Annotated in this window: 20 protein-coding genes and 1 pseudogene; 10 read left to right on the forward strand and 11 right to left on the reverse strand. The window is 62.8% G+C overall.

The window, feature by feature from the left end; genetic code table 11:
• Nucleotides 1–72 precede the first annotated feature (72 nt).
• Both glyA and GKC70_RS03830 read right to left on the reverse strand, forming a co-directional pair.
• A pseudogene (gene glyA / locus GKC70_RS03825) lies at nt 73–1325 on the reverse strand (serine hydroxymethyltransferase).
• 272 nt (nt 1326–1597) lie between these two features.
• Entirely contained in the window at nt 1598–5419 is a 3822-nt protein-coding gene (locus tag GKC70_RS03830) for an EAL domain-containing protein (RefSeq protein WP_342650496.1), read from the reverse strand.
• 228 nt (nt 5420–5647) lie between these two features.
• Here GKC70_RS03830 and GKC70_RS03835 point away from each other — a divergent pair, with 228 nt between their 5' ends.
• The 3 genes from GKC70_RS03835 (at nt 5648) to gdhA (ending at nt 9638) form a co-directional block, all read left to right on the forward strand.
• On the forward strand, nt 5648–6055 hold the full coding sequence (locus GKC70_RS03835; RefSeq protein WP_342650497.1) for a hypothetical protein: 408 nt from the start codon (nt 5648–5650) through the stop codon (nt 6053–6055).
• Between the two features lie 299 nt (nt 6056–6354).
• Nucleotides 6355–8022 (forward strand): energy-dependent translational throttle protein EttA, encoded by a 1668-nt coding sequence (ettA, locus tag GKC70_RS03840; RefSeq protein WP_039580317.1) that lies wholly within the window; start codon nt 6355–6357, stop codon nt 8020–8022.
• Between the two features lie 275 nt (nt 8023–8297).
• Complete coding sequence (gene gdhA, locus GKC70_RS03845; RefSeq protein ID WP_116889218.1) at nt 8298–9638, forward strand: NADP-specific glutamate dehydrogenase; 1341 nt, start codon at nt 8298–8300, stop codon at nt 9636–9638.
• A gap of 69 nt (nt 9639–9707) precedes the next feature.
• On the opposite strand, the gene GKC70_RS03850 is transcribed toward gdhA, so the two are convergent.
• From GKC70_RS03850 to GKC70_RS03875, 6 genes are all read right to left on the reverse strand, one after another.
• Entirely contained in the window at nt 9708–11183 is a 1476-nt protein-coding gene (locus GKC70_RS03850) for a hypothetical protein (RefSeq protein WP_342650498.1), read from the reverse strand.
• Complete coding sequence (locus GKC70_RS03855) at nt 11078–12394, reverse strand: hypothetical protein (protein WP_342650499.1); 1317 nt, start codon at nt 12392–12394, stop codon at nt 11078–11080. Before GKC70_RS03855 ends, GKC70_RS03850 begins: the two co-directional genes overlap by 106 nt.
• 281 nt (nt 12395–12675) lie before the next feature.
• On the reverse strand, nt 12676–13173 hold the full coding sequence (locus GKC70_RS03860; RefSeq protein ID WP_342650500.1) for a GreA/GreB family elongation factor: 498 nt from the start codon (nt 13171–13173) through the stop codon (nt 12676–12678).
• 67 nt (nt 13174–13240) lie between these two features.
• Nucleotides 13241–13597: a hypothetical protein gene (locus GKC70_RS03865; protein WP_342651462.1), complete on the reverse strand. Its 357-nt coding sequence runs from the start codon at nt 13595–13597 to the stop codon at nt 13241–13243.
• A gap of 146 nt (nt 13598–13743) precedes the next feature.
• Complete coding sequence (locus tag GKC70_RS03870) at nt 13744–15597, reverse strand: DUF4105 domain-containing protein (protein ID WP_342650501.1); 1854 nt, start codon at nt 15595–15597, stop codon at nt 13744–13746.
• Nucleotides 15598–15673: 76 nt separating this feature from the next.
• Nucleotides 15674–16162, reverse strand: coding sequence for a DUF3015 domain-containing protein (locus tag GKC70_RS03875; RefSeq protein ID WP_342650502.1), 489 nt, complete (start codon nt 16160–16162; stop codon nt 15674–15676).
• Between the two features lie 250 nt (nt 16163–16412).
• On the opposite strand from GKC70_RS03875, the gene GKC70_RS03880 reads away from it, so the two are divergent.
• The 4 genes from GKC70_RS03880 (at nt 16413) to GKC70_RS03895 (ending at nt 20730) form a co-directional block, all read left to right on the forward strand.
• Nucleotides 16413–18851, forward strand: a complete 2439-nt coding sequence (locus GKC70_RS03880; protein WP_342650503.1) for an AAA family ATPase — start codon at nt 16413–16415, stop codon at nt 18849–18851.
• Nucleotides 18852–19013: 162 nt separating this feature from the next.
• The gene (locus GKC70_RS03885) at nt 19014–19352 is read left to right on the forward strand and encodes a hypothetical protein (protein WP_029614217.1); all 339 of its coding nucleotides are present in this window, start codon (nt 19014–19016) and stop codon (nt 19350–19352) included.
• Between the two features lie 94 nt (nt 19353–19446).
• Nucleotides 19447–19935 carry a TIGR00645 family protein gene (locus tag GKC70_RS03890; protein ID WP_342650504.1) on the forward strand — a complete coding sequence of 163 codons (489 nt, stop codon included), beginning with the start codon at nt 19447–19449 and terminating at the stop codon, nt 19933–19935.
• A 177-nt stretch (nt 19936–20112) separates the two neighbouring features.
• Nucleotides 20113–20730, forward strand: a complete 618-nt coding sequence (locus GKC70_RS03895; protein ID WP_039580298.1) for an FKBP-type peptidyl-prolyl cis-trans isomerase — start codon at nt 20113–20115, stop codon at nt 20728–20730.
• A gap of 81 nt (nt 20731–20811) precedes the next feature.
• On the opposite strand, the gene GKC70_RS03900 is transcribed toward GKC70_RS03895, so the two are convergent.
• From GKC70_RS03900 to GKC70_RS03910, 3 genes are all read right to left on the reverse strand, one after another.
• Nucleotides 20812–21057 carry a hypothetical protein gene (locus tag GKC70_RS03900; protein ID WP_029614214.1) on the reverse strand — a complete coding sequence of 82 codons (246 nt, stop codon included), beginning with the start codon at nt 21055–21057 and terminating at the stop codon, nt 20812–20814.
• A gap of 149 nt (nt 21058–21206) precedes the next feature.
• A complete protein-coding gene (locus GKC70_RS03905) occupies nt 21207–21548 on the reverse strand; it encodes a zinc ribbon domain-containing protein YjdM (protein ID WP_342650505.1) in 342 nt (113 codons plus the stop codon).
• A gap of 171 nt (nt 21549–21719) precedes the next feature.
• Nucleotides 21720–22688 carry a polyprenyl synthetase family protein gene (locus GKC70_RS03910; RefSeq protein ID WP_039580294.1) on the reverse strand — a complete coding sequence of 323 codons (969 nt, stop codon included), beginning with the start codon at nt 22686–22688 and terminating at the stop codon, nt 21720–21722.
• Between the two features lie 244 nt (nt 22689–22932).
• Here GKC70_RS03910 and rplU point away from each other — a divergent pair, with 244 nt between their 5' ends.
• The 3 genes from rplU (at nt 22933) to cgtA (ending at nt 24954) form a co-directional block, all read left to right on the forward strand.
• On the forward strand, nt 22933–23247 hold the full coding sequence (gene rplU, locus GKC70_RS03915) for a 50S ribosomal protein L21 (RefSeq protein WP_029614212.1): 315 nt from the start codon (nt 22933–22935) through the stop codon (nt 23245–23247).
• Nucleotides 23248–23284: 37 nt separating this feature from the next.
• The gene (rpmA, locus tag GKC70_RS03920; protein ID WP_029614211.1) at nt 23285–23542 is read left to right on the forward strand and encodes a 50S ribosomal protein L27; all 258 of its coding nucleotides are present in this window, start codon (nt 23285–23287) and stop codon (nt 23540–23542) included.
• Between the two features lie 188 nt (nt 23543–23730).
• On the forward strand, nt 23731–24954 hold the full coding sequence (gene cgtA, locus GKC70_RS03925; RefSeq protein ID WP_039580292.1) for an Obg family GTPase CgtA: 1224 nt from the start codon (nt 23731–23733) through the stop codon (nt 24952–24954).
• Nucleotides 24955–25045: the final 91 nt, after the last annotated feature.

Genomic DNA, 25045 nt, shown 5'->3' on the forward strand with positions numbered 1-25045 from the left:
GCCGCTGCGTGGACGGCAGCGGCTTCGTGTCAGCTAAGGGCCGCAGGAGCGGCCCTCAGGCGTAGCCTGCGATCAGTTGCCGTAGACCGGCAGCTTCTTGCAGATGGCCTTGACCTTTTCACGCACGGCGTCGATCACTGCCTCGTTGTTCAGGTCGGCGAGGATGTCGCAGATCCAGCCGGCCAGTTCGCGGCACTCGGCTTCCTTGAAGCCACGGGTGGTGACGGCCGGAGTACCGAAGCGCAGGCCGGAGGTGACGAAAGGCGAGCGTGGATCGTTCGGCACCGAGTTCTTGTTCACGGTGATGAACGCTTTGCCCAGGGCGGCGTCCGCGTCCTTGCCGGAGATCTCCTGCTTGATCAGCGACAGCAGGAACAGGTGGTTCTCGGTACCGCCGGACACCACGTCGAAACCGCGCTCGATGAACACGCTGGCCATGGCCTGGGCGTTCTTCACCACTTGCTGCTGGTAGGCCTTGAATTCAGGCTGCAGCGCTTCCTTGAAGCAGATCGCCTTGGCCGCGATGACGTGCTCCAGCGGGCCACCTTGAGCGCCTGGGAACACGGCGGAGTTCAGCTTCTTCTCGATCTCTTCGTTCTTGCGCGCCAGGATCAGGCCACCGCGCGGACCGCGCAGGGTCTTGTGGGTGGTGGTGGTGACCACGTCGGCGAACGGCACCGGGTTGGGGTAGACGCCTGCTGCGACCAGACCGGCAACGTGGGCCATGTCGACGAACAGGTAGGCCCGACCTTGTCGGCGATGGCGCGGAAGCGTGGGAAGTCCAGCACTTGGGAGTAGGCGGAGAACCCGGCGACGATCATCTTCGGCTTGTGCTCGAGCGCCAGACGCTCCACTTCGTCGTAGTCGATCAGGCCGTTACCGTCGATGCCGTACTGGATGGCGTTGTACAGCTTGCCCGAGGACGACACGCTGGCGCCGTGGGTCAGGTGGCCGCCGTGGGCCAGGCTCATGCCCAGGATGGTGTCGCCGGCCGACAGCAGGGCCAGGTAGACCGCCGCGTTGGCCTGGGAACCGGCGTGCGGCTGAACGTTGGCGTAGTCGGCGCCGAACAGTTGCTTGGCGCGGTCGATGGCCAGCTGTTCGACCACGTCGACGTACTCGCAGCCGCCGTAGTAACGCTTGCCTGGATAGCCTTCGGCGTACTTGTTGGTCAAAACCGAACCCTGGGCTTCCATGACCGCTGGGCTGGTGTAGTTTTCCGAAGCGATCAGCTCGATGTGCTCTTCCTGGCGCAGGGCTTCTTGCTGCATGGCTTCGAAGAGCTCGGCGTCGTACTTGGCAATGGTCAAATCACGGCTGAACATGGCGGTCCTCAAGGATCGGGGCTGAAGTGGGGTGGCATTCTAACCCATTGCTCCGGGGCTGGCACATGAAGTGGCGTCATGTCGCGGCGCAAAGGTGTTCAGGATCCTGGGCAGCCTTTGCAGAATCCAGCATGCTTCGTGGCAGCGGCGGCCAAGCAGACGACGCGGGACTGCTTGACACACGGCGGTGCTCGAATGACGGCCGCTTCGCGCCCGATCGCGACACAAGGCCGCTCCTACCGAGAGCGAGCGGGGCGGGATGGGGTCTCACGTTACTGGAACATGAACAGCGTTTCGTTGCTGAACTGGGCTTCGAACTGGTTCGCCGGCATCGGCCGACCGAACAGGTAGCCCTGCACTTCGTCGCAATCGTGCTCGCGCAGGAACTCCAACTGCTCGTGGGTCTCCACGCCCTCGGCGATCACCGCCAGGTTGAGGCTGTGGGCCATGGCGATGATCGCCCGGGCGATCTGCGCGTCCTGCTCGCCCTCGGGCAGGCCGTCGACGAAGGTACGGTCGATCTTCAGCACATCGATGGGGAACTGCTTGAGGTAGTTGAGCGACGAATAGCCGGTACCGAAGTCGTCCACCGCGATGCTCAGGCCCAGGTTCTTCAGGCTGTCGAGGATGTGCATGGCCTCGTTGACCTCGCGCATCAGGATGCTCTCGGTCAGTTCCAGCTCCAGGCAGGCCGGCGGCAGGCCGGTGGCCTCGAGAATGCTGGCGATCTGCGTGCCCAACTGGCCGTCGGAGAACTGCCGTGCGGAGATGTTCACCGACACCTTCGGGACCCGCACTTTGGCCTTGTGCCAGGCCTTGAGCTGGCGGCAGGCCTCACGCAGCACCCAGTCGCCGACATCCACCACCAACCCCAGCTCCTCGATCACCGGGATGAAATCGCCCGGCGGCACCAGGCCGCGACGCGGATGACGCCAGCGCAGCAGCGCCTCGGCGCCGGTCAGGCGCTTGCCGTCGCCGCTGAACTGCGGTTGGTAGTAGAGGATGAACTCGTTCTGCTCCAGCGCGTGGCGCAGGTCGCTCTCCAGCTCCAGGCGCTCCAGGGCGCTGGCGTTCATGTCGGCCTGGTAGAACTGGAAGTTGTTCTTGCCGCGCTCCTTGGCGTGGTACATGGCCGTGTCGGCGTTCTTCATCAACTGGCTCAGCTCGTTGCCGTCCTGCGGACTCAGGGCGATGCCGATGCTGGCGGTGACGAAGAATTCGCGGCTCTCCAGCACGAACGGCCGCACCAGGCTGCCGAGGATGTTCTCGGCCACATGGATCGCCCGGTTCAGGGCCATCTCGCGGCTGCTGCGCGGTTGCAGCAACAGGGTGAATTCGTCGCCGCCCATGCGCGCCACGGTGTCGTCTTCGTCGACGCAGGCCAGCAGGCGCTCGGCCATGTCCTTGAGCATGCGGTCGCCAGCGGCATGGCCGAGGGAGTCGTTGATCGGCTTGAAGCGGTCCAGGTCGAGGAACATCAGCACCACCCACGACTTGTGCCGTTCGGCCTGTTGCAACGCGGTGTGCAGACGGTCCTGGAACAGCGTGCGGTTGGGCAGGTGGGTGAGGGCGTCGTAGTAGGCCAGGCGGTGGATGCGCTGTTCGCTGGCCTTGCGCTCGCTGATGTCGGTGAAGAAGCACACGTAGCTGGCCAGGTCGCGTTCTTCGTCCAGCACTGCGGTAATGCCGACCCACGCCGGGTAATGCTCGCCGCTGCGGCGCTTGAGCCACACTTCGCCTTCCCAGGTGCCGCGCTGGTTGAGTTGCTTGAGCACATAGCCCAGGTGGGCGTCCTGTTGGCCTTCGACGGTGAGCATGTTCGGGCGCTGGTCGAGCACCTCGTCCGGCGCGTAGCCGCTGACCCGGCTGAAGGCCTCGTTGACCTGGACGATGAACCCGGCCGGGTCGGTGATCAGGATCGCCGACGTGGAGTGCTCGAACACCGTCGCGGCCATGCGCAGGTCTTTTTCGGCGCGGCGCTGCTGGCTGATGTCGCGGCCCACGCCGAGCAGGCCTTCGAAATGCTCCTGGTCGTCCCACACCAGCACCAGGCGCAGCTCGATGGGAATCTTGCGGCCATCGGCGCGCAGGCAGTCGAACAGAAACACCTGGGTCGGCAATTGGCTGCGCAGGGCCTGCAGTTGCTCGCGGTTGCCCAGCGCCTGGGTGAGCCGCTCCATCAGCGCGTGGATACCGCTGAGCTGGGCTGGGTTGGCCACCACCGTCGGCCAGCCGTTCTCGAAGATGTAGTCCACCGAGTAGCCGAGCACGCTGTGCACCGACGGGCTGATGTAGTTCAGTTGCAGCGCGCTGTCGGTGGAGAAGATCACGTCGCTGATGCTCTCGGCGAGCATGCGGTAGCGCTGCTCGCTGTCGCGCAGCGACTGGCTGGCCTCGATCTGCACGGTGACGTCCTTGCCCACGCCGATGATCCGCGTGACCTGGCCGGCAGGGTCGCGGGTCAGCGCCTGTTCGCGGATCTCGTAGCAGCGCCAGTTGCCGTCGCGGTGACGGAAGCGCAACTGGCAGTGCAGCAATTGGCTATGGCCGGTGTCTCGGCGCAACTGGCGCAGGCGCTGATATTGGTCGGCGTCCTCGGGGTGCAGCAGCACCTCCCAGAAGTGATCGCCCATCTGCGCCAGTTCCGCGCGGTCGTAGCCCAGGGTCTGGCCGAGGTGACGATTGCTGAAGATCATGCGCCGGCTGTGCACGTCCTGCACATACAACTGGTCGGGCACGGTGCGTACCACGTCCGACCAGAAGCTTTCGCGCTCCAGCAGCGACAGCTCCACCTGCTTGCGGCTGGTGATGTCGCTGATGCTCAGGATCACCGCCTGATAGTCGCGGCGCTGCTGCGGCAGGCGGGCCATCAGCCACAGGTGCAGGTCGCCGCCTCGGGGCGCGGGCAGGCGCACTTCCAGCTCGAACTGGGCACGCTGCTCGATCAGGGCGTCGAGCAGTTGCATGCCGATGCTGTCACGGCCTTCGCCGCTGCCCTCGATCAGCCGTTGCCAGGCCCCTTCGCTGCTGGACACGTTGAGCAACTGACGGGCGACCTGGTTGATCTCGGTGATTTTCAGTTCCTGCAACAGGTTGCGCCGCAGGGTCGGCTCCAGCGCCAGGCTGTGCTTGAGCGCGGTGTGATTGCGCGTGTGGTGACGGTCGAGTTGAGCGGGCAGGCTGGAGAGGTCGAGCACGCACAGGGCCACGCCGGTACTGTCGAAGATGTCCTGATAGCGGCGACGGTCTTCCTGCAAGGCGCGGTGGCGACGGCGCATGTTGATCAGCGCCAGGCCCGGCAGCATCGCGCAGAACAGCACCAGCAGGCTCTTGCCTAGTAGCGGCGGCAGCAGTTTGTTGCGCACAGCGTTGGGGTCGTAGAGCCCGCGCAGTTGCCAGGTACTGTTGTCGATGAAGGTCAGCAGGATGCTGTGCAGGGCCGACAGATCGCCACGCGCGCTCGCGCTGGTGTCGAGCACACTGCCATCGCGGCTGTTCTCCAATAGCCACAGCGGATGCCGGGCGCCATTGAATCGGCGAGTCAGCACCTGGTAGTAGTCGTTGGACAGGCGCAGCAGCCAGTAGCCAGAGGTCGGCTCGCTGGACTGGCGCAACAGCAGGTAGATCAGGCTGTGGTCGGCGGCATTGCCATAGAAGAAGCCGGCGCCCTGACTCTGGCGCAGCAGGCGCTCGATGGCCTCGCGGTCCGGGCTGGCGCTCAGGCTGTCGCTGCGCATCGCCCCGTCACGGTCCAGCCAGGCGAGGTCGCGCAAGCTGGGCAGTTGCTCGCGCAAGGACTGCAGCAGCGCCGGAAGGGCTTCAGGCGACGGTGGATTGGCGTAGGGCTGAACCAGGTTTATCGCCTGTTGCGCCTCAAGAGCCATGCTCAAGGTCAGGTGATTGGCCAACTCTTCGCCTGTTGCCACGCTCTGCTCGCGCACGTCGATCTGGGTCTGGCGGAACTGCGAGAACAGTTGCCAGGCCAGCAGACCGAGCAGCACCAGGGCCAGCAGGGCGAGCGCACCCTTGAGCGAGCCACGCAACGAGGCGGGCGACGCCGGTGACTCAATAGGCGGTCGAATGAAGTGGGTCAAGCGTTGGTCCTGCGATTGGGCTGGCGTAGGCAGGGGCAGGCATGCACGCGGCAGGCCGCCGTGGCGCACTATAGGCCGGTCGCACGAAAGCGGCTAGCATGCCTTGGATTATGGCTAAGTGCCAGCCCCTAAAACCGCCATTCGCTGGACGGTGTGGCGTTCTGCACGGTGGGCAAGCTGTGCGAGAATGCCGGCCGTTTCATAGTCAATGCATCGGAGAAGCTCGGTTTGGTTACCCACTATTCCACCAATGGTCTCGATTCCGCCTGCGGGCGCAGCAGCCAGACGCTGGCCAGCACGGCCGTGACCGAACAGGTGTCGTGTAAATCCTGTCAGCGTTCGTTCGCCAAGCCCGAGGCGGCGACGGCGGTGCGCAAGAGCCCATCGCTGGCCGAGCTGCGCAAGTCGGCCAAGGCCGCGGTCGAGCCAGTGGCGGTGGCTGCAGCCGTCGCGGCTCAGGGCACGCCAGCGCCCAAGGCGGTGACCAAGCCCGCCAGCAAACCGGCTGGCAAGACCGTGCAGACGCCGGCCCGCGCGGGTGGGTTCAGCGCCAAGGCCGAATGGGCCGCACGTTTGGCCGAGCAGCAAGGGCAGTCGCGGCTGCCGCGTGGCAAGGGCAGGCAGCGGCACGTCTGAGGTCGGGCGTTCGAGGGCTCCTGGCATGAACGTGACGTAGCCAGCGGCACTCTGTTCAGCCGTGCGCTGGATTCACGCCACCGCGCCGCCTTGCCCCAGTGCAGGTGCCGCGGTTGAGTTGGCACAGCGGGGCGGACATAATGCCCGGCTTGGCTGCGAGCGCCAGGACATCCGAGCGCAGCGGGGCCAGTAGGCCTCCATTGGCGCGCCCAGGCGCGCGGCACGTGTTCTCTCCCATGCCGTCAACGCGTCCTGGCGCGGCTCAACGGGATTCACTCATCATCATCGAGGTGCCTGGAATGGCTCAATACGTCTACACCATGCATCGGCTGAGCAAGGTCGTGCCGCCGAAGCGGGAAATCCTCAAGAACATCTCCCTGTCGTTCTTCCCCGGCGCCAAGATCGGCGTGCTGGGCCTGAACGGCGCCGGTAAGTCGACCCTGCTGCGGATCATGGCGGGCGTGGACAAGGAGTTCGACGGCGAAGCCCGTCCGATGCCCGACATCAACGTCGGCTACCTGCCCCAGGAGCCGCAGTTGGACCCGAGCAAGACCGTGCGTGAAGTGGTCGAGGAAGCGGTCAGCGTGATCAAGGACGCCCAGGCGCGCCTGGACGAAGTCTACGCCGCCTACGCCGATCCGGACGCCGACTTCGACAAGCTGGCCGCCGAGCAGGCCAAGCTCGAAGCCATCCTGCAAGCGGCCGACGGCCATAACCTGGAGCGTCAGTTGGACGTGGCCGCCGACGCCCTGCGCCTGCCGGCCTGGGACGCGCGCATCGAGCACCTGTCCGGTGGCGAGAAGCGCCGTGTGGCCCTGTGCCGCCTGCTGCTGTCGGCCCCTGACATGCTGCTGCTGGACGAACCGACCAACCACCTGGACGCCGACTCGGTGGCCTGGCTCGAGCGCTTCCTGCATGACTTCCCCGGCACCGTGGTCGCCATCACGCACGACCGTTACTTCCTCGACAACGTCGCGGGCTGGATCCTCGAGCTCGACCGCGGCGCCGGCATTCCGTACGAGGGCAACTATTCCGGCTGGCTGGAAGCCAAGTCCTCGCGCCTGGAGCAGGAATCCAAGCAACAGAGCGCCCACGAGAAGGCCATGAAGGAAGAACTGGAGTGGGTGCGCAAAGGCGCCAAGGCCCGCCAGTCCAAGTCCAAGGCCCGTCTGCAGCGCTTCGAGGAAATGCAGTCGCAGGAATTCCAGAAGCGCAGCGAAACCAACGAGATCTACATCCCGGCCGGTCCGCGCCTGGGCGACAAGGTCATCGAGTTCAAGAACGTCAGCAAGGGCTACGGCGATCGGGTACTGATCGACAACCTGTCGTTCGCCATGCCCAAGGGCGCCATCGTCGGCGTGATCGGCGGGAACGGTGCCGGTAAATCCACCCTGTTCCGCATGATCATGGGCAAGGAGCAGCCGGACTCGGGCAGCATCGAGATCGGCGAAACCGTGCAACTGGCTTGCGTCGACCAGAGCCGCGAGGACCTGGACGGTGCCAAGACCGTGTTCCAGCAGATCTCCGACGGCTCCGACCAGATCCGCATCGGCAGCTACGAGATTCCGTCGCGTACCTACGTCGGTCGCTTCAACTTCAAGGGCGGCGACCAGCAGAAGTTCGTCAAGGACCTGTCCGGCGGTGAGCGTGGTCGTCTGCACCTGGCGCTGACCCTGAAGGAGGGCGGCAACGTCCTGCTGCTCGACGAACCGTCCAACGACCTGGACGTCGAAACCCTGCGTTCGCTGGAGGAAGCGCTGCTGGACTTCCCAGGCGCGGCCATCGTGATTTCCCACGACCGGTGGTTCCTGGACCGTGTGGCGACTCACATCCTGGCCTACGAAGACGACTCGAACGTGGTGTTCTTCGAGGGCAACTACACCGAGTACGAAGCTGATCGCAAGAAGCGCCTGGGCGACGCCGCTGCCCAGCCGCACCGCGTACGGCACAAGAAGCTGGCGCAGTAACCCAGCGTCGGATGCACAAGGATGGGGCCCTCAGGGCCCCGTTTTTGTGCCTGACCGCAAGGATATGTTGGCGTTGCAGCGGGGTACTGTAGCCGAAAAGGCCGTTTCAGAGCGGGCCTGTGGCGTACTCAAGAACGCGGTAGCATTTGTATACATTTATATAATTGCACCAAAAAAATTCAAAAAAACGACATTTCGCCCTGTTGCAGTGCGATGGCTTCTTGCTAGAGTCCGGAAAAATCAATAAGTCCAATCCTCTTGGTGAGATGTCTACCATGATCGAATCCGTCGACCATTTCCTCGCACGCCTCAAGCAGCGTGACCCTGCCCAGCCCGAGTTCCACCAAGCCGTCGAAGAGGTGCTACGCAGCCTCTGGCCGTTCCTCGAAGCCAACCCCCATTACCTGCAGGCCGGCATTCTCGAGCGCATGGTCGAGCCGGAGCGCGCGGTGCTGTTTCGCGTGTCGTGGGTCGACGACCAGGGTAAGGTGCAGGTCAACCGTGGCTATCGCATCCAGATGAGCAGCGCCATCGGCCCGTACAAGGGCGGCCTGCGCTTCCACCCGTCGGTGAACCTGGGCGTGCTCAAGTTCCTGGCCTTCGAGCAGGTGTTCAAGAACTCCCTGACCTCGTTGCCCATGGGCGGCGGCAAGGGCGGCTCTGATTTCGATCCCAAGGGCAAGAGCGACGCCGAAGTGATGCGCTTCTGCCAGGCCTTCATGAGCGAGCTGTACCGGCACATCGGTGCCGACCTGGACGTACCGGCCGGTGACATCGGCGTCGGCGCCCGCGAAATCGGCTTCCTGTTCGGCCAGTACAAGCGCCTGGCCAACCAGTTCACCTCGGTGCTGACCGGCAAGGGCATGACCTACGGCGGCAGCCTGATCCGCCCCGAAGCCACTGGCTACGGGTGCGTGTATTTCGCCGAAGAGATGCTCAAGCGCCAAGGCCTGCGCATCGACGGTCGCCGGGTGGCGATTTCAGGCTCAGGCAACGTCGCCCAGTACGCCGCGCGCAAGGTGATGGACCTGGGCGGCAAAGTCATTTCCCTGTCCGACTCCGAAGGCACGCTGTTCTGCGAAGCGGGTTTGAACGACGAGCAGTGGAATGCGCTGTTGGCGCTCAAGAACGTCAAGCGCGGTCGCATCAGCGAGCTGGCCGAGCGCTTTGGCCTTGAGTTCCGCAAGGGCCAAACGCCCTGGAGCCTGCCGTGCGATATCGCTTTGCCGTGCGCCACGCAGAACGAATTGGACCTGGAGGACGCCCGCGCGCTGCTGAGCAATGGCTGCCTGTGCGTGGCCGAAGGCGCCAACATGCCGACCACGCTGGCGGCGGTGGACCTGTTCATCGAGTCCGGAACGCTGTTCGCACCGGGCAAGGCGTCCAATGCCGGCGGCGTGGCAGTGTCGGGGCTGGAGATGTCGCAGAACGCCATGCGCCTGCTGTGGACCGCAGGCGAGGTGGACAGCAAGCTGCACGCGATCATGCAGTCGATTCACCATGCGTGCGTGCATTACGGGGAAGAGGCGGATGGTTCGGTCAATTATGTGAAGGGGGCCAACATTGCAGGCTTCGTCAAGGTGGCCGATGCGATGTTGGCGCAAGGGGTGGTGTGAGGCTTAGCCCCTGTCGAACCAAGGTGTACGGCGCCTCGCGGGCCGTACACCTCGCAGGCGAGATGCCGATCAGACGTAGTTCAAGACCAGGTTATCGATGAACGTATCTCCACCGCCATCAATGAACTTGAACGAACTGATCAGCTCGCCAGGCGTGATGTAAGACACTCGCGTGCTATAGATCGTATAGCCGGCAGATGGATAGTTGGTGAACGCTGGGGTGTTTATCGAGCCAATCAGCCGACCGTCGTAATCGAAAAACTCCACTCGGCTTGGGACTCTCGACGCGTCCGCGATATCAAACGCTATCGAACGTGCCCGTACTTTTAGTCGGAATAACACCTGACTATGTTGGTGTGCATATACGAGGGCGCCCATCGTAGGAAACCAACTGGAATTCCAATTAAATGGCTGGGAGGCACTGCCACTTAGCAGTTCTACGGTGCAGAGATAGTAGTTGACTGGAGCGTTCCGTCTGAAGCTGAATTGATAAGAGTAGTAATTGAAGTTTTCATAATGCGCCGACAGGATCAGGCTGCCCTTCATCGTGAACGAGGAGGGTTGTGAGGTAAACGTATCGCCCGAAGGGTGACGCTCGACATGGTAGCTCAGCACCACCTCCTGTGTATTCAGTTTCGCCACGTCTGCAAGCGTGAGAGTGATGGACTGTTTACCCAGTGTGGTGACCTGTTGGCTTTTGAGGATGGTGTTGCCGAATTTGATGCTGATGACGTCACCGACCGCCATATTGTGATAATGCGGCACTTCGATGACCAAGCCGGTGCGCGTAATTTTGCTCAGGTCAATCGAGCCGTTGGGGAACGCCGGAACTGTCAGTGGGCCGCTGAGTTTTTGCAGCATGGCTTGGGTGGCCATATTGAAGACGAAGTCTTGCGAGGCCTGGTCCGGTTTATCGTCATTCTCCCAACTGACGATATAGTAGACCGTCACCTTGACTGGGATGTTGCCCTTCACGTTCAAGTATTCTGCAGGCACTTGGAAGGGGCTGACTTCGTCGCCGGCTTGCAAGCGCTGTTCGTCTTCGAAGTAACCGCCCTCGGACGTTTCCCAATACAGCGTTACCGTGCAGGGCGTCGGTTGAGTCGCTGTTTTGGGAATGAAGATCTCCAGGTCGTATTCATACTCTGGCAATTCGGGATCCAGCACGTTACTGGGCAGGGCTTGCTCGGTGAACGGTGCGGGTAGTGTTTCTGACAGGTATCCGATGTCATACCTGGCCGAATCGGACTCGATGATTTTCTCCCCTCGTTTGATCTGGTAGAAAACATTCACCCAACCGCCGTCCAGAGGCTTGAGGAACACCGAACCCCGTAACTGCACGGACAGCACTTTGCCCACCCGGCTCTTGCTCACCCTGATCATCTTGCTGCTCAGGACCAAGGGTTTGTTGTCCGAGGTGACGCCGATCCAGCGTACCGTCACTTCGTCCTCTTCCTTGAGTCCGGCTTCGACCGGTATGCGTACATGCAAAACCGTGTGGTCGGCACCGATCCAGTAATCCTCGTTCTTGTCTTTGTTAAGCACAGGCGGGGGAGGCCGACCGCTTCACCCTCGATATCAATGAACGCTGCCTCGGAGGTGGTCTCGGTGCCGTTGCGTTTCAGTGTATAGGTCAGGCGCGTGCTACCGCCGGATAGCGCTGCCAGCGCTTCGAACGGCGCCTTGAACTCCAACTGAGTGCTGTCTTTGGTTACTTCCTCAGGCCCGTAGGTTACGGGAATGACCTGTCCTGTACCGGTGGTTCCGTTCCAGTTGAGCGTGATCAGGTCCTTGGCCTTGAACTGGCCTGTAATCCGGATCAGCACATGGTCGCTGCCCAACATGGTCAGGTCGATCTTGCCGGTGGTATTGACCTTGCCGTCAGCCCCGACCACCACGGGCGCGGTCAGTGGAGCGGGTTGCAGCTGCACATGCACGAAGGCATCTTTCGACCATTCAGATTCATTGCCCACTACGTCGGTGACGAAGTAGTAAACGGGCAGTTGCTTGCTGTCCCCTGCTTTCTTGATGACGGCTTCATCGACCATGATGACCACCGACTTGCCCACCTCTGCCGCCGTGACGACATGGTCGATCGTTTCATCGCCCCAGTACAGCGTGATCACGTCCGATACATTCATGCTCAGGTAGGGAGGAACGGTCACCTTGATTTTGGCTTTCGCATCGGCCGCACCGATCACTTTCGATGCAGGCAGGGTGACGATGGGCGCGCTGAGTTCTTCGTCGACACCCTTGGCGCCATCGACACCCGGCTGTCCAATTCGGAACAACGTCTTGCTGCTTGGCGAGGTCAAGCGAATCTTGCCGTCATCTTGAACATGGTAGGACAGCGTGCGACTCCCTTTTGGAATATCTGCGCCGTCAACGCGTAACGTCAGGTAGCGACCCACATCGTTTTTGTCGATCAGCTTGAGGCTGACGATGACATCATTCCAAAAGACGACTACCAGCTCGCCCGCCTTCATACCTTTGTACGGCGGCACGATGACCAGTACGCTGTCGTTGTACTGCTCTACCACTTCGTCGTTGATGCCGAGGTCTGCGTTACCGACGCCAATCAGCGCGCCTTGGATGAAGGGTCGCTGTGGATCATTGGTGTCGGCCGGGTAGGTCTTCTTGACGTGCTGGGCGAAGGTCGCCAGGTCACTGTTGACTGAGTCCTTGCCTTCGGAGTCATCGATGATGACTTCTTCGAGCGGGGTAGCAGGTGCTGAATTGGGCTTCGTGGTTGACATGGTCAAGTCCCTCTGCGTGTTGTGCCAACATGGCCACTTAACTTAGAGGCGGCTTCGCCTATCCAACAACTGATAGAAATGCTAGGCCTGTCTGAACAGTCTTGACACGAAATTCAGGCAAGATGAATACCTACGGGCAACGTTCGCGATCGCGTCCCGGGCGGTTTTCCACGCAGCGTCGGCAGCGTCAAGGCGCCTGGAGCTTCTGCGCACATGGGCCATTCCGAGCCAGGCCTAAGAGATGGCGAGGCAGCGAGACACGGTGATGACGTGTCGGTCAGTCAGCCACCGATCTCAACGGCCAGGATTGCGATGTTCACATCGCCCCTAGGCCGGCGCCACAGCACCTCATCCCCCGGCTTGGCCCCCAGCAACGCACGACCCAATGGCGAGCCCCAGTTGATCAGGCCGTGTGCTGCATCGGCCTGGTCTTCGCCGACCAACTGCACGGCATGCTCTTCATCCTGCTCGTCGACGAACCGCACGCGGCTGCCGATCTGCACCTTCTCCTGTGAATGGGCAGGCGGCACCACGTGGGCGCTTTGCACCCGCGCACGGAAGTAGCGCAGGTCGCGCTCGGTGTCGGCCAACTGCTGTTTGTCGGCGCGTTCGCCTTCGGCCTTCAGGCGGCTGCGCAAAGCCTCAAGATCAGCGACGCGTTGCTGCAGTTGTGCCAGTCCGCTGGCGGTGACGTAGTTGGGTTGGTCGCTGACCTGGCGTTCCACCGGCTGGCTCGCCTGGGCGGCGGCCTGGTCCTCGTTGACGAATGCTCGACTCATGAATGGCCTCCTTTATGAGCAGACCATGGTGGGGGAGGCGGGGTTTCAGCGGATGCCTGTGGCCGACTCAGTTGTGGCGATAAGCGCGCGCAGCGTCACGGTCTTTTTCCTGTTGCCAATCGCGGTCACGCTCATCCCAGTAGCGCTCGCGGTACTGGCGCAGGTCTTCAGTGTTCTGCATTGCGTTGCACTGGCGGAAGCCATCGTCCCAGCCGGTTTCATACTGGCGTTCGTGCAGGTAGCGCGGCACGTCCTTGCGAAAATCGCCGACCATCAACCCCGCCGCCTGGCGACCGCTGCCGCAGCCGTCCTGAAAACCGTCGGCGTAGGCGGGCGGATAGCCTTGATGGAGCATCTGCTCGTGGGTGGACTGGCAGCCAACCAGCAGCAGGGTGAAGCACAGAGCGAAGCCATACCGCGACATGGACACTGGACCTCCGGGTCATAAGGAGAGTCTAGGCCGGGAATTGTCGCGGCGATGTCAAAATGCCGTAACCGGATTGCGATCTTTACGCGGTGCCTACCGAGGTGGTGTGTTCATCCGCGAGGCCGGCAGTCTTGGGGACAGGCTCAGTACTGGTACCACTTCAACTCCAGCATCACTTCGTTCTGTGCGCTGGCCAGGTGGCTGAACTCGCGCTTGGCGCTGAGCCGCAGGCCCAGGTTCTGGGAAATTTCCCACTGCTGGTTCAGGCTCAGGCTGCGGCGCACTTCGCCATTGGTGAAGTAGTCACCTTTGGCTTCCAGGGTCATGTTGCCCAAGCCGTTGCGCCACAACAGACCGCCATTGAAGCCGGCCGCTGGCGAGACGAACTCGGCGAAGTCGTTGTTGTGCTCGACGCGGACCGTGCCCAGGGCAAAGCCGAGCAGCCCATCGGCCAGTTGCCAGGTCCCACCGCCGCCGCCGTTGACGTGGCTGACCAGCACCTCGTCGTCGTGTTTGCCCGGTATCCGTTCCAAGCCGCCTGCAACCTGCCAGGACCAGGGCTTGAGCAGCTCGTTGCGTGGCGTCAGCGAGCGGATGGTGGCCAGGTCCAGTCGCTGTACCTGCCATTCATTGTGTTCGTATTGACGCAGCTTGAGCTGGAGGATCTCGATCTGCGCACCCAACGGGAAGCCATAGGCGTTGTCGTTGAGGTCGTGGTAGGCCATGCGCAGGCCGTACTCGGCGAAGGCACGGTCCTCGCGGGTGCCGACGCCCAGTTGCCAAGTGCGCGACTGGTGACCGTCTTCGGGCAGGCCCGGGCGCTGGATGTCCAGCGGTGGTGGCGGGTTGCGGTTGATCGCCCGCAGCAGCTCGAAGCTGCGCTTGGCTTGCTCGGGGTCGCGTTCCTGGCCGGTAGCGCGGTAGCGCTCCAGGCGATAGGCGGCGTCCTGCACCAAGGCCTGGCGCTCGCGGGGCAGGGCGTTGAAGGCCGGGCCTTGCAACTGCGCGGTGTCGGCGCTGACCGCCAGCACTTGCTGCTTCTCGTTGTGATCGAGCGGCTCGGCACGGGCCAGCAATTCGCGCTCGCGCGAAGGGCGGTAGCGCACGTCCGACACCAAGCCGGACTGCTTGACCGCCTTGACCGTGTCGGTAGGGATGGCGGTGAGCGGGAACTGCGAGGTCAGGTCCAGGCCGGGGCGGGCCACCTGCAGCAGCTCCAGCAACCGGTAGGAGCAGTTCTCGTCGAAGAAGAAATAGTCGAACTGCACCTGCTTGAGTTCCCACACGTGCTCGACCATGCGCCCGGTCTCTTCCGGCGTCAGGTCCAGCTGGTACTCCCACAGGTCGCGGTTCTCCAGGCTGCGGTACTCGGAGAGTTTTTCTTGGTACGGCATCATCGCGAACAGTCCGGGGTAGCCGCCCATCAGGCCTTTCCAGGCGTAGAGGATGCTGTTGTCGCTGCCTTCGATGTAGGCGCCGAAGTTGATCGCGTAGCTGAGCAGCGTGGTGTCGTTACTGCGGGTGTCGGCCTTGTCGATGCGCAGCAGGGTGTGGCCGAACATCGAGGACGGGCTGTTCAAGTAAGCCGCCGGGAAGATCAGCACCGCGCTGTGCGGCGCCACGTCGGCGTACCAGCGCTGGTATTCCTGGCAGTCCGGCGTGGGCAGGTCGGTGAGCTGCAGTTGCTCGCGCAGCCAGCGGGTGCGCGCCGGGAAAACGCATTGGGCGTGCTTGTCGCCCAGGCTCGCCGGCGCGTACAGCGCATCGACCGTGGCCCGCAGTTCGCGGTCCGGGTGATGGGCGCCATCGGCGGCGAGAAAGAATTTGTCATCGTCCACATAACTGCGCCAACCGCCGAGCTTGGCGGTCTCGTAATGGCCCAGGGCGATCCAGTAGCGATCGGCGGCCAGGCGTTGCACGCGGGCTTCGTCCAGCGAAGGGGTCGCATAGGCGGGCGCGCAGGCGCATAGCGTCAGGTAGGCGAGGCGTTTGAGCATGTGGGGCAACTACTTCTGAAAGGTGCCAAAGGAAGGCGAACGAATCCCGCCCCGTGTGGGGCGGGATGGGCCGAACTTACGCCTCGGTGGCGTACTTGGCCAGTTGCGGATCGTTTTTCAGGACAGCGATGGTGTTGCTGTGAACGTCTTCTGCAGTGACGTTAGCGCTGTTGAAGATCTGCTGGAAGTGGTCGTGGGTGACCGAGGCGAAGCGCGCGCGGTCTTCTGGTTTCACGCCCATGACCACGGCGTAGGTGGTCAGGGCTTCGCCCTGGCCTTGCGCCATGTCTTCGGACAGCTCGTTCATGGTGCCGTTCATGGCCAGCCAGGATTTGCCGCCGTAGGTCAGCGCAGCCTTGGTGGAGCAGCCGTTGGTGCCGGAGGTCATACCGAAGGTGGCGTTACCGGAGGTGCCGTTGGTGGTGGAAGCCAGGAAGTGCGCCGGCGTGCCGCGCTGGCCTTCAAACAGCAGGTTGCCCCAACCGCAGTTCGGGCCGCCTGGCGCTTCTGCCATGGCGTTGATCGAAACCGCGGCGAACAAGGTACCCAGAAGAATCCGTTTCATAGCGTTATTCTCTTTTTCGATACGTATCAATGATCAGGGTTGTCTGGCAGTTCATTGCCAGGCGGGAAAGCATGATACCCACCCGCGCAGTTTGGAGTTTAGGCGCTAACGATTAGTTGCGTCAGCGATTGCGAAAAATTCTATTGCATGCGCTTTTTGCGCTGCGACATAAAGTCTCGGCGAGCCTTGCCAGGCGCGCGCCCACAGCCCCAGAATGCCTTCATCCGCCCCGCCGAAGTAAGGAAACCCGATGCCCGATCCCGTTGCCGCGCGCCTGCGTCTGGCGCCCGAAGCCCTGACCCGGCGTTTCACGCCCGAGCAGTTCGCCTTCACCCACACCGACGATCTGGAGCCGTTTCGCGGAGTACTGGGCCAGGAACGTGCCGTCGAGGCCCTGCAATTCGGTGTGGCCATGCCGCGGCCTGGTTACAACGTCTTCGTGATGGGTGAGCCCGGCACCGGCCGCTTCTCATTCGTCAAACGCTACCTGAAGGCCGAGGGCAAGCGCCAGAAGACACCCTCGGACTGGGTCTACGTCAACAACTTCGACGACCTGCGCGAGCCGCGCGCCCTGGAGTTGCCGTCAGCCAGCGCCAGCGAATTCATCGCCGACATGAATGGCCTGATCGGCAACCTGCTGGCGACCTTCCCGGCGGTGTTCGAACACCCGGCCTACCAGCAGAAGAAAGGCGCCATCGACCGCGCCTTCAACCAACGCTACGACCGCGCCCTGGATGTGATCGAGCGGGCGTCGCTGGAAAAGGACGTGGCGCTGTACCGCGACGCCAGCAACGTGGCCTTCACCCCCATGGCCGACGGCAAGGCGCTGGATGAAGCCGAGTTCGCCCAGTTGCCCGAAGAGGTGCGCGAACAGTTCCACGAGGACATCGCCGCGCTGGAGGAGCGCCTCAACGAGGAGCTGTTCAGCCTGCCGCAGTGGAAGCGCGAGTCGAACAATCAACTGCGCGAGCTCAACGAAGAGACCATCACCCTGGCCCTGCAACCGCTGCTGGCGCCGTTGTCGGAAAAATACGCCGAGAACGCGGCGGTGTGCGCTTACCTGCAATCGATGCAGTTGAACCTGCTGCGCACCGTGGTCGAGCAACTGGTCGACGATGCCAAGACCGACGCCGTGGCGCGCAAGATGCTCGAAGAGCAATACGCGCCGAGCCTGGTGGTCGGTCATCCGCTGGACGGCGGCGCGCCGGTGGTGTTCGAGCCGCATCCGACCTACGACAACCTGTTCGGGCGCATCGAATACAGCACCGACCAGGGCGCGCTGTCCACCTCCTACCGGCAACTGCGCTCCGGGGCTCTGCACCGGGCCAACGGCGGCTTCCTGATTCTCGAAGCCGAGAAAATGCTTGGCGAGCCCTTCGTCTGGGATGCCCTCAAGCGCGCGTTGCAATCGCGCAAGCTGAAGATGGAGTCACCGCTCGGCGAATTGGGGCGTATCGCCACCGTCACCCTCACGCCGCAGATGATCCCGCTCAACGTCAAGCTGGTGATCATCGGCTCACGCCAGCTCTATTACGCCCTGCAGGACCACGATCCAGATTTCCAGGAGATGTTCCGCGTCCTGGTCGACTTCGACGAAGACATGCCGATGGTCGACGAGAACCTGGAGCAGTTCGCCCAGTTGCTGCGCACGCGCACCAACGAGGAAGGCATGGCGCCGCTGACCAGCGATGCGGTGGCGCGCCTGGCTACCTTCAGCGCACGCCTGGCGGAGAATCAGGCGCGACTGTCGGCGCGCATCGGCGACTTGTTCCAGTTGGTCAGCGAGGCCGACTTCATTCGCCAACTGGCCGGTGACGAGATGACCGATGCCGGGCACATCGAGCGGGCGCTCAAGGCCAAGGCCACGCGCACCGGTCGGGTGTCGCAGCGAGTCCTCGACGACATGCTCGCCGGCATCATCCTGATCGACAGCGAAGGCGCGGCCATCGGCAAGTGCAACGGCCTGACCGTCTTGGAGGTGGGCGACTCGGCGTTCGGCATGCCGGCGCGGATCTCGGCCACGGTCTATCCCGGTGGCAGCGGCATCGTCGACATCGAGCGCGAGGTCAACCTCGGTCAGCCGATCCACTCCAAGGGCGTGATGATCCTCACCGGTTACATGGGCAGCCGCTACGCCCAGGAATTCCCCCTGGCCATTTCGGCGAGCATCGCCCTGGAGCAGTCGTACGGTTACGTCGATGGCGACAGTGCCTCGCTGGGCGAGGCCTGTACGCTGATCTCGGCGCTGTCGCGCACGCCGCTCAAGCAATGCTTCGCCATTACCGGTTCGATCAACCAGTTCGGCGAAGTGCAGGCGGTCGGTGGGGTCAACGAGAAGATTGAAGGCTTCTTCCGGCTGTGCGAGGCACGCGGCCTGACCGGCGAGCAGGGGGTGATCATTCCGCGCGCTAACGTCGCCACGCTGATGCTCGACGAGCGCGTGCTGCAGGCGGTGGAGGCGGGGCGCTTCCATGTGTACGCCGTCAGTCAGGCCGACGAGGCGCTGAGCTTGCTGGTGGGCGAGGAAGCCGGCACGCCGGACGAAAACGGCGAGTTCCCCGAAGGCAGCGTCAATGCGCGTGTAGTGGAACGCCTGCGGGTCATCGCCGAGATGATCAGCGAGGACGACATCAAGGATGCCGACAAGGAACGGCTGGAAGAGATGGTGGCCCAGGCCAAACCCGCCTGAGTCAACAAACCGGCGCTGGCAGCCAGTTGCTACCGTTCGGCGCCGGTTTTCCAACTCGACCTGAAGGCGTCTAGGCTGGAACTAAGGACGCTTCCAAGGTTCAGGATGAAAACAGCCTGCCAGTCGCAGGCTGAACAGGGCTTTGAAGGAGGGGACGCTGCCATGCGCAACCTCAGCCTTACCCGCCAGTGCCTCGGCCTGGTGACACGTATCGAATGCAGCATTCGTCCGCTGGCCGGCGACAATGGTCTGTGGACCTTGCTGTTTGCCGCCGGCATGGCCGGTGAGCAGCCATCGGCCATCAAGGCCCAAGGCCCGTTCCACGGTCCGCAGGTGGCCGAATCGGTGATGAACGCCGTGGTCGACAGCCTTACCCTGCACGGCTACCAGCTCAGCGACGACCCACAGATCTGGTGCCTGCACCTGCAGGCACAGTTGCGTCAGATCAATGGTGACCGCTGCCGCAACCTGGGTGACTATCGCTTCCGTCCAGACAACTGAACGTCGCTGAGGCAACGCTGCGGGCTTTTGCTGTCACAGGTGGCTGGCTATACTCGCGCGCCCTATGTGCGTCATTCACGAGTCCCTAGCCTCCATGGAACGTATTCTCGAAAATGCGATGTATGCCTCACGCTGGCTGCTCGCACCGATCTATTTCGGCCTGTCCCTGGGCCTGCTGGCCCTGGCGCTGAAGTTCTTCCAGGAAGTGATCCACCTCCTGCCCAGCGTTTTCTCACTCAGCGAAGCCGACCTGATCCTGGTGATTCTGTCGTTGATCGACATGTCGCTGGTCGGCGGCTTGCTGGTGATGGTGATGATCTCCGGCTACGAGAACTTCGTCTCGCAACTGGACATCGACGACAGCAAGGAGAAGCTCAACTGGCTGGGCAAGATGGACTCTTCGTCGCTGAAGATGAAAGTCGCCGCCTCCATCGTCGCCATCTCCTCGATCCACCTGCTGCGGGTGTTCATGGACGCGCAGAACATCTCCACCGAGTACCTGATGTGGTACGTGATCATCCACATGACCTTCGTGGTGTCTGCGTTCGTCATGGGCTACCTGGACAAGCTCACCAAGCATTGAGCGGCAAGCTTCGAGCTTCAAGCGGCAAGAAAGAGCGGATAGGTGATGGGCTCTCGCTTGTAGCTTGTAGCTTGTAGCTTGTAGCTTGCCGCTGGCAGCGTCCCGCTGCCGGGTGTTAGGCTGCTCGCCCTTTTGACGAAGGGCGCGGATGTCAGGCGCCCTCAAGTGGAGCGAGCAATGTCCGAACTGAATCTGTCCACCGACGAAACCCGCGTCAGCTACGGCATCGGCCGTCAGCTGGGTGGCCAACTGCGTGACAACCCGCCGCCGGGCGTGAGCCTGGAAGCGATCCTGGCGGGCCTGACCGACGCCTTCAATGGCGCCGACAGCCGTGTCAGCGAGGCGGACCTGTCTGCCAGCTTCAAGGTCATCCGCGAAGTGATGCAGGCCGAAGCGGCGGCCAAGGCCGAAGCCGCTGCTGCCGTTGGCAAGCAGTTCCTGGCCGACAACGCCAAGCGCGACGGAGTCACCACCCTGGCCTCGGGTCTGCAGTTCGAAGTGCTGACCGCCGGCAGCGGCGCCAAACCGAGCCGTGAAGACAACGTGCGCACTCACTACCACGGCACCTTGATCGACGGCACCGTGTTCGACAGCTCCTACGAGCGCGGCCAGCCAGCCGAATTCCCGGTCGGTGGCGTGATCGCCGGTTGGACCGAGGCGCTGCAACTGATGAATGCCGGCAGCAAATGGCGCCTGTACGTGCCGAGCGAACTGGCCTATGGCGCCCAAGGCGTGGGCAGCATCCCGCCGCACAGCACACTGGTGTTCGACGTCGAACTGCTCGACGTTCTGTAAAACCGCTGCGTATTCATCCCAGGGTAAGCCCGTGTCGGCAGGCGGCGGGTTCACCCTGGGATGTCGTCGGCCCTGCCACACTCAATTCCAATCGGTTCCGCCAGGGCGCAACGCCCGTGCATAGCAGAACAGGAACAGGTTGCGCACCACCTCTTTCAGCACCCCCGGTTCACTCGAATTCAGCCCAGTGAGATCCAGGTCGCCCTGGTCGCGCAGTTCGTCGAGCGCTTCTTCTTCGAGCACGGCGCAGACTTCGCCGGTTTCGCGGTGCAGGATGCGCAGGTAGGGATGGGGACGGTCGAGCCAGGCGTCGATCAGGTAGGTCATGGCAATTCTCCTTGGAGAGCGATTTCCAATGAGAATAATTCTTATTATCAGAATAGCAAGTGTCTATTAGCCGAATTCTGCCAAATGGTGCAGCGGACCCCGTTGCAGGACCCGGCCGGACCGCCCGTGGGCAGCCCGGCGGCGGCAGGTCAGACCTTGCGCACGAACTCGGACTTGAGCTTCATGGCGCCGATACCGTCGATCTTGCAGTCGATGTCGTGATCGCCATCGCACAGGCGGATGTTCTTGACCTTGGTGCCGACCTTGACCACCAGCGACGAGCCTTTGACCTTGAGGTCTTTGATCACGGTAACGGTGTCACCGTCCTGCAGGACGTTGCCGACCGAGTCCTTCTTCACCACGTCGTCGCTGGCCACCTCGGTTTCGCCGCTGGCCGACCATTCGTGGGCGCATTCGGGGCAGATCAGCTGGGTGCCATCCTCGTAGGTGTATTCGGAGTTGCAGGCAGGGCAGGGCGGCAAAGTGCTCACTTCGGTTCCTTGGTAGATAGGGGATCAAAGGCGCACATTGTATAAGGTTTTGCCGCGCAGAGGTATTTTCTCTGGGCCAACGCAAGCGCGGGGCAAGCGCGCTCCCACAGGATGACGACGATCCTGGTGGGAGCGGGCTTGCCCCGCGATAAGCACGATGGGGTCTATCGCTCAGTGCGTACGCGCGACTGCAAACTCGCTGAGCTCCACCAGCGCATCGCGATAGTCACTCGCCGGCAGCACTTCCAGGCAGGCGATGGCGCGGGCGACGTAGTCGCGGGCCAGGTTCGCGGTGTAGTCCAGCGCGCCGGAGGCTTCGACGGCCAGGCGGATCTGCTCGAGGTCTTCCAGGCCGCCTTTCTGGATGGCCTGGCGCACCAGTGCGGCCTGCTCGGCAGTGCCTTCGCGCATGGTGTAGATCAGTGGCAAGGTGGGCTTACCTTCGGCCAGGTCGTCGCCGACGTTCTTGCCCAGGGTCTCGGAGTCGCCCTTGTAGTCGAGCAGGTCGTCGACCAGTTGGAAGGCCACGCCCAGGTGGTCGCCGAAGGTACGCAGGGCTTCACGCTGCTGCTCGCTGGCACCGGCCAGCGCCGCGGCGCTGTGGGTGGAGGCCTCGAAGAGCATGGCGGTCTTGCCGCGGATGACGTCCATGTACACCTCTTCACTGGTGCTGGCGTCACGTACCCGCGACAGTTGCAGCACTTCACCCTCGGCGATCACCCGGGTGGCCTTGGAGAGGATCTGCATGACCGACATCGAGCCCAGTTCGACCATCATCTCGAACGAACGCGAATAGAGGAAGTCGCCCACCAGCACGCTGGGCGCATTGCCCCACAGGGCATTGGCGGTGGAGCGGCCGCGGCGCATGCCGGACATGTCCACCACGTCGTCGTGCAGCAGCGTGGCGGTGTGCAGGAACTCGATGGTCGCGGCCAGCAGGCGCAGATCGTCGCCTTCGCGGCCCAGGGCCTTGCCGCACAGCAGTACCAGCAGCGGGCGCAGGCGCTTGCCACCGGCTGATGTGATATAGTCGCCGATCTTCGATACCAGCGGCACGCGCGAGGTCAGCTGCTTCTTGATGATCTCGTCGACGGCACTGAAATCGTCAGCCACCGCGCGGTAGAAGGATTGGGGTTGCATCGGCTGCTCCATTGAGGTTGCGCGGCATGCTAGGTCGCGGGTCCCGGTGTGTCAAGGCGCGCCGCCTGCGCCGCAGGGCCGGCACTTGCAAGGCTTCGACCGGTTGCGTACAATCGCGCACCCTAACTTCCTGGGCAGCACCTGCCTTACGCAATTGCGCCGGGCCGTTCCAGCCTCGTGCAGCCATGCCAGCCAATACTCATCATATAAAGCGCTGGGTGAGCAGGATTATCGGAGATTCAAAATGTCCTACGCAGTAATCGTTACCGGCGGCAAGCAGTACAAAGTCGCTGAAGGTGAATTCCTCAAGATCGAGAAACTGGAAGTCGCCACTGGCGAATCCGTGACCTTCGATCGCGTTCTGCTGGTTGCCAACGGTGACGCCGTCACCATCGGTGCTCCAGTCGTTGCTGGCGCTAAAGTAGTGGCCGAAGTCGTTTCGCAAGGCCGCCACGACAAGGTTCGCATCATCAAGTTCCGCCGTCGTAAGCACCACATGAAGCGCATGGGCCACCGCCAGTGGTTCACCGAAATCAAAATCACCGGTATCCAGGCTTAATTGCCACGATCCCCTGAATTTATTGGAGAATTGAACCATGGCACACAAAAAAGCTGGTGGTAGTACTCGTAACGGTCGCGACTCAGAATCGAAACGCCTTGGCGTGAAGATGTATGGCGGCCAGGTCATCAAGCCGGGCAACATCATCGTCCGTCAGCGCGGTACCGAATTCCACGCGGGCTACGGCGTTGGCATGGGCAAGGACCACACCTTGTTCGCCAAGATCGACGGCGTGATCAAGTTCGAGAAGAAAGGCGAGTTCAACCGCCGCTATGTGAGCATCGTCGCCGCCTGATCGCGACGTCGCTCCAGAAGCCCCGTCATGCGACGGGGCTTTTTCGTTTGTGGTGAGCCTCTTGCAAAGCTGTTTGTCTGGGCTGCCGGCGTTGGTTTCTGGTTCGTACGGGGCCGCCGCGCTCATTTTTGCAAGAGCCTCAAGGTTTTCTGGTTTTCAACTCGTCGTTCGGCGAGAGGCGGTTTTGAATGAAGTTTGTTGACGAAGTATCGATCCGGGTAAAAGCCGGTGACGGCGGTAATGGTTGCATGAGCTTCCGCCGCGAAAAATTCATCGAGAACGGTGGTCCCAACGGCGGTGACGGTGGCGACGGCGGCTCGGTGTTCATGGTGGCCGACGAGAACCTCAACACCCTGGTCGACTACCGCTACACCCGCCACCACGAAGCCCAGCGCGGGCAGAACGGCGGCAGCACCGACTGTACCGGCAAGAAGGGCGAGGACCTGTACCTGCGCGTGCCGGTCGGCACCACGGTGATCGACGCCTCCACCCAGGAGATCATCGGTGACTTGATCACCCCCGGCCAGAAGCTGATGGTCGCCCAGGGCGGCTGGCATGGCCTGGGCAACACCCGCTTCAAGTCCAGCACCAACCGTGCGCCGCGCCAGACCACGCCAGGCAAGCCGGGCGAGCAGCGTGACCTGAAGATGGAAATGAAGGTGCTGGCCGATGTCGGCTTGCTGGGTCTGCCCAATGCAGGCAAGAGCACCTTCATCCGCTCGGTCTCGGCCGCCAAGCCGAAGGTCGCCGACTACCCGTTCACCACCCTGGTACCGAACCTGGGCGTGGTCAGCGTCGACCGCTGGAAGAGCTTCGTCATCGCCGACATCCCCGGCCTGATCGAAGGGGCTTCCGAAGGCGCCGGCCTGGGTATCCGCTTCCTCAAGCACTTGGCGCGTACCCGCGTGCTGCTGCACCTGGTCGACCTGGCGCCGCTGGATGAAAGCAGCCCGGCCGATGCCGCCGAAGTGATCATCAACGAGCTGGCGCAGTTCAGCCCGGCGTTGGTCGACCGCGAGCGCTGGCTGGTGCTGAACAAGGCCGACATGATCATGGACGAGGACCGCGACGCGCGGGTCAAGGAAGTGGTCGAGCGCCTGAACTGGGAAGGCCCGGTCTATGTGATCTCGGCCATCGCCAAGCAGGGCACCGAGCAGCTCAGCCACGACCTCATGCGTTACCTGGAAGACCGCGCCGACCGCCTGGCCAACGATCCGGCCTATGCCGCCGAGCTCAACGAGCTCGACCAGCGCATCGAAGACGAGGCCCGGGCCCAGTTGCAAGCCCTGGATGACGCCCGCACCCTGCGCCGCACCGGGGTCAAGAGCGTGCATGACATCGGCGACGATGACGACTGGGACGACTTCGAGGACGACGAAGACGGTCCGGAAATCATTTACGTGCGCGACTGACCGGTTGCAGTACACTGAACGCCGCTCTTCGAGTAGTGTGCCGTGATCAGGCTTGGGCGTTGAGCCCATCGCGGGACGAGCCCGCTCCCAC

Origin of the sequence: Pseudomonas sp. REB1044, from assembly GCF_038813925.1 — a bacterium.
Taxonomy (GTDB): Bacteria; Pseudomonadota; Gammaproteobacteria; order Pseudomonadales; family Pseudomonadaceae; genus Aquipseudomonas; species Aquipseudomonas boreofloridensis.

Coding starts and splice junctions, on each gene's coding strand:
- ettA (WP_039580317.1), top strand. CDS start 6,355: ATGGCTCAATACGTCTACACCATGCATCGGCTGAGCAAGGTCGTGCCG.
- gdhA (WP_116889218.1), top strand. CDS start 8,298: ATGATCGAATCCGTCGACCATTTCCTCGCACGCCTCAAGCAGCGTGAC.
- GKC70_RS03855 (WP_342650499.1), bottom strand. CDS start 12,394: ATGTCAACCACGAAGCCCAATTCAGCACCTGCTACCCCGCTCGAAGAA.
- GKC70_RS03860 (WP_342650500.1), bottom strand. CDS start 13,173: ATGAGTCGAGCATTCGTCAACGAGGACCAGGCCGCCGCCCAGGCGAGC.
- GKC70_RS03865 (WP_342651462.1), bottom strand. CDS start 13,597: ATGTCGCGGTATGGCTTCGCTCTGTGCTTCACCCTGCTGCTGGTTGGC.
- GKC70_RS03870 (WP_342650501.1), bottom strand. CDS start 15,597: ATGCTCAAACGCCTCGCCTACCTGACGCTATGCGCCTGCGCGCCCGCC.
- GKC70_RS03875 (WP_342650502.1), bottom strand. CDS start 16,162: ATGAAACGGATTCTTCTGGGTACCTTGTTCGCCGCGGTTTCGATCAAC.
- GKC70_RS03880 (WP_342650503.1), top strand. CDS start 16,413: ATGCCCGATCCCGTTGCCGCGCGCCTGCGTCTGGCGCCCGAAGCCCTG.
- GKC70_RS03885 (WP_029614217.1), top strand. CDS start 19,014: ATGCGCAACCTCAGCCTTACCCGCCAGTGCCTCGGCCTGGTGACACGT.
- GKC70_RS03890 (WP_342650504.1), top strand. CDS start 19,447: ATGGAACGTATTCTCGAAAATGCGATGTATGCCTCACGCTGGCTGCTC.
- GKC70_RS03895 (WP_039580298.1), top strand. CDS start 20,113: ATGTCCGAACTGAATCTGTCCACCGACGAAACCCGCGTCAGCTACGGC.
- GKC70_RS03900 (WP_029614214.1), bottom strand. CDS start 21,057: ATGACCTACCTGATCGACGCCTGGCTCGACCGTCCCCATCCCTACCTG.
- GKC70_RS03910 (WP_039580294.1), bottom strand. CDS start 22,688: ATGCAACCCCAATCCTTCTACCGCGCGGTGGCTGACGATTTCAGTGCC.
- rplU (WP_029614212.1), top strand. CDS start 22,933: ATGTCCTACGCAGTAATCGTTACCGGCGGCAAGCAGTACAAAGTCGCT.
- rpmA (WP_029614211.1), top strand. CDS start 23,285: ATGGCACACAAAAAAGCTGGTGGTAGTACTCGTAACGGTCGCGACTCA.
- cgtA (WP_039580292.1), top strand. CDS start 23,731: ATGAAGTTTGTTGACGAAGTATCGATCCGGGTAAAAGCCGGTGACGGC.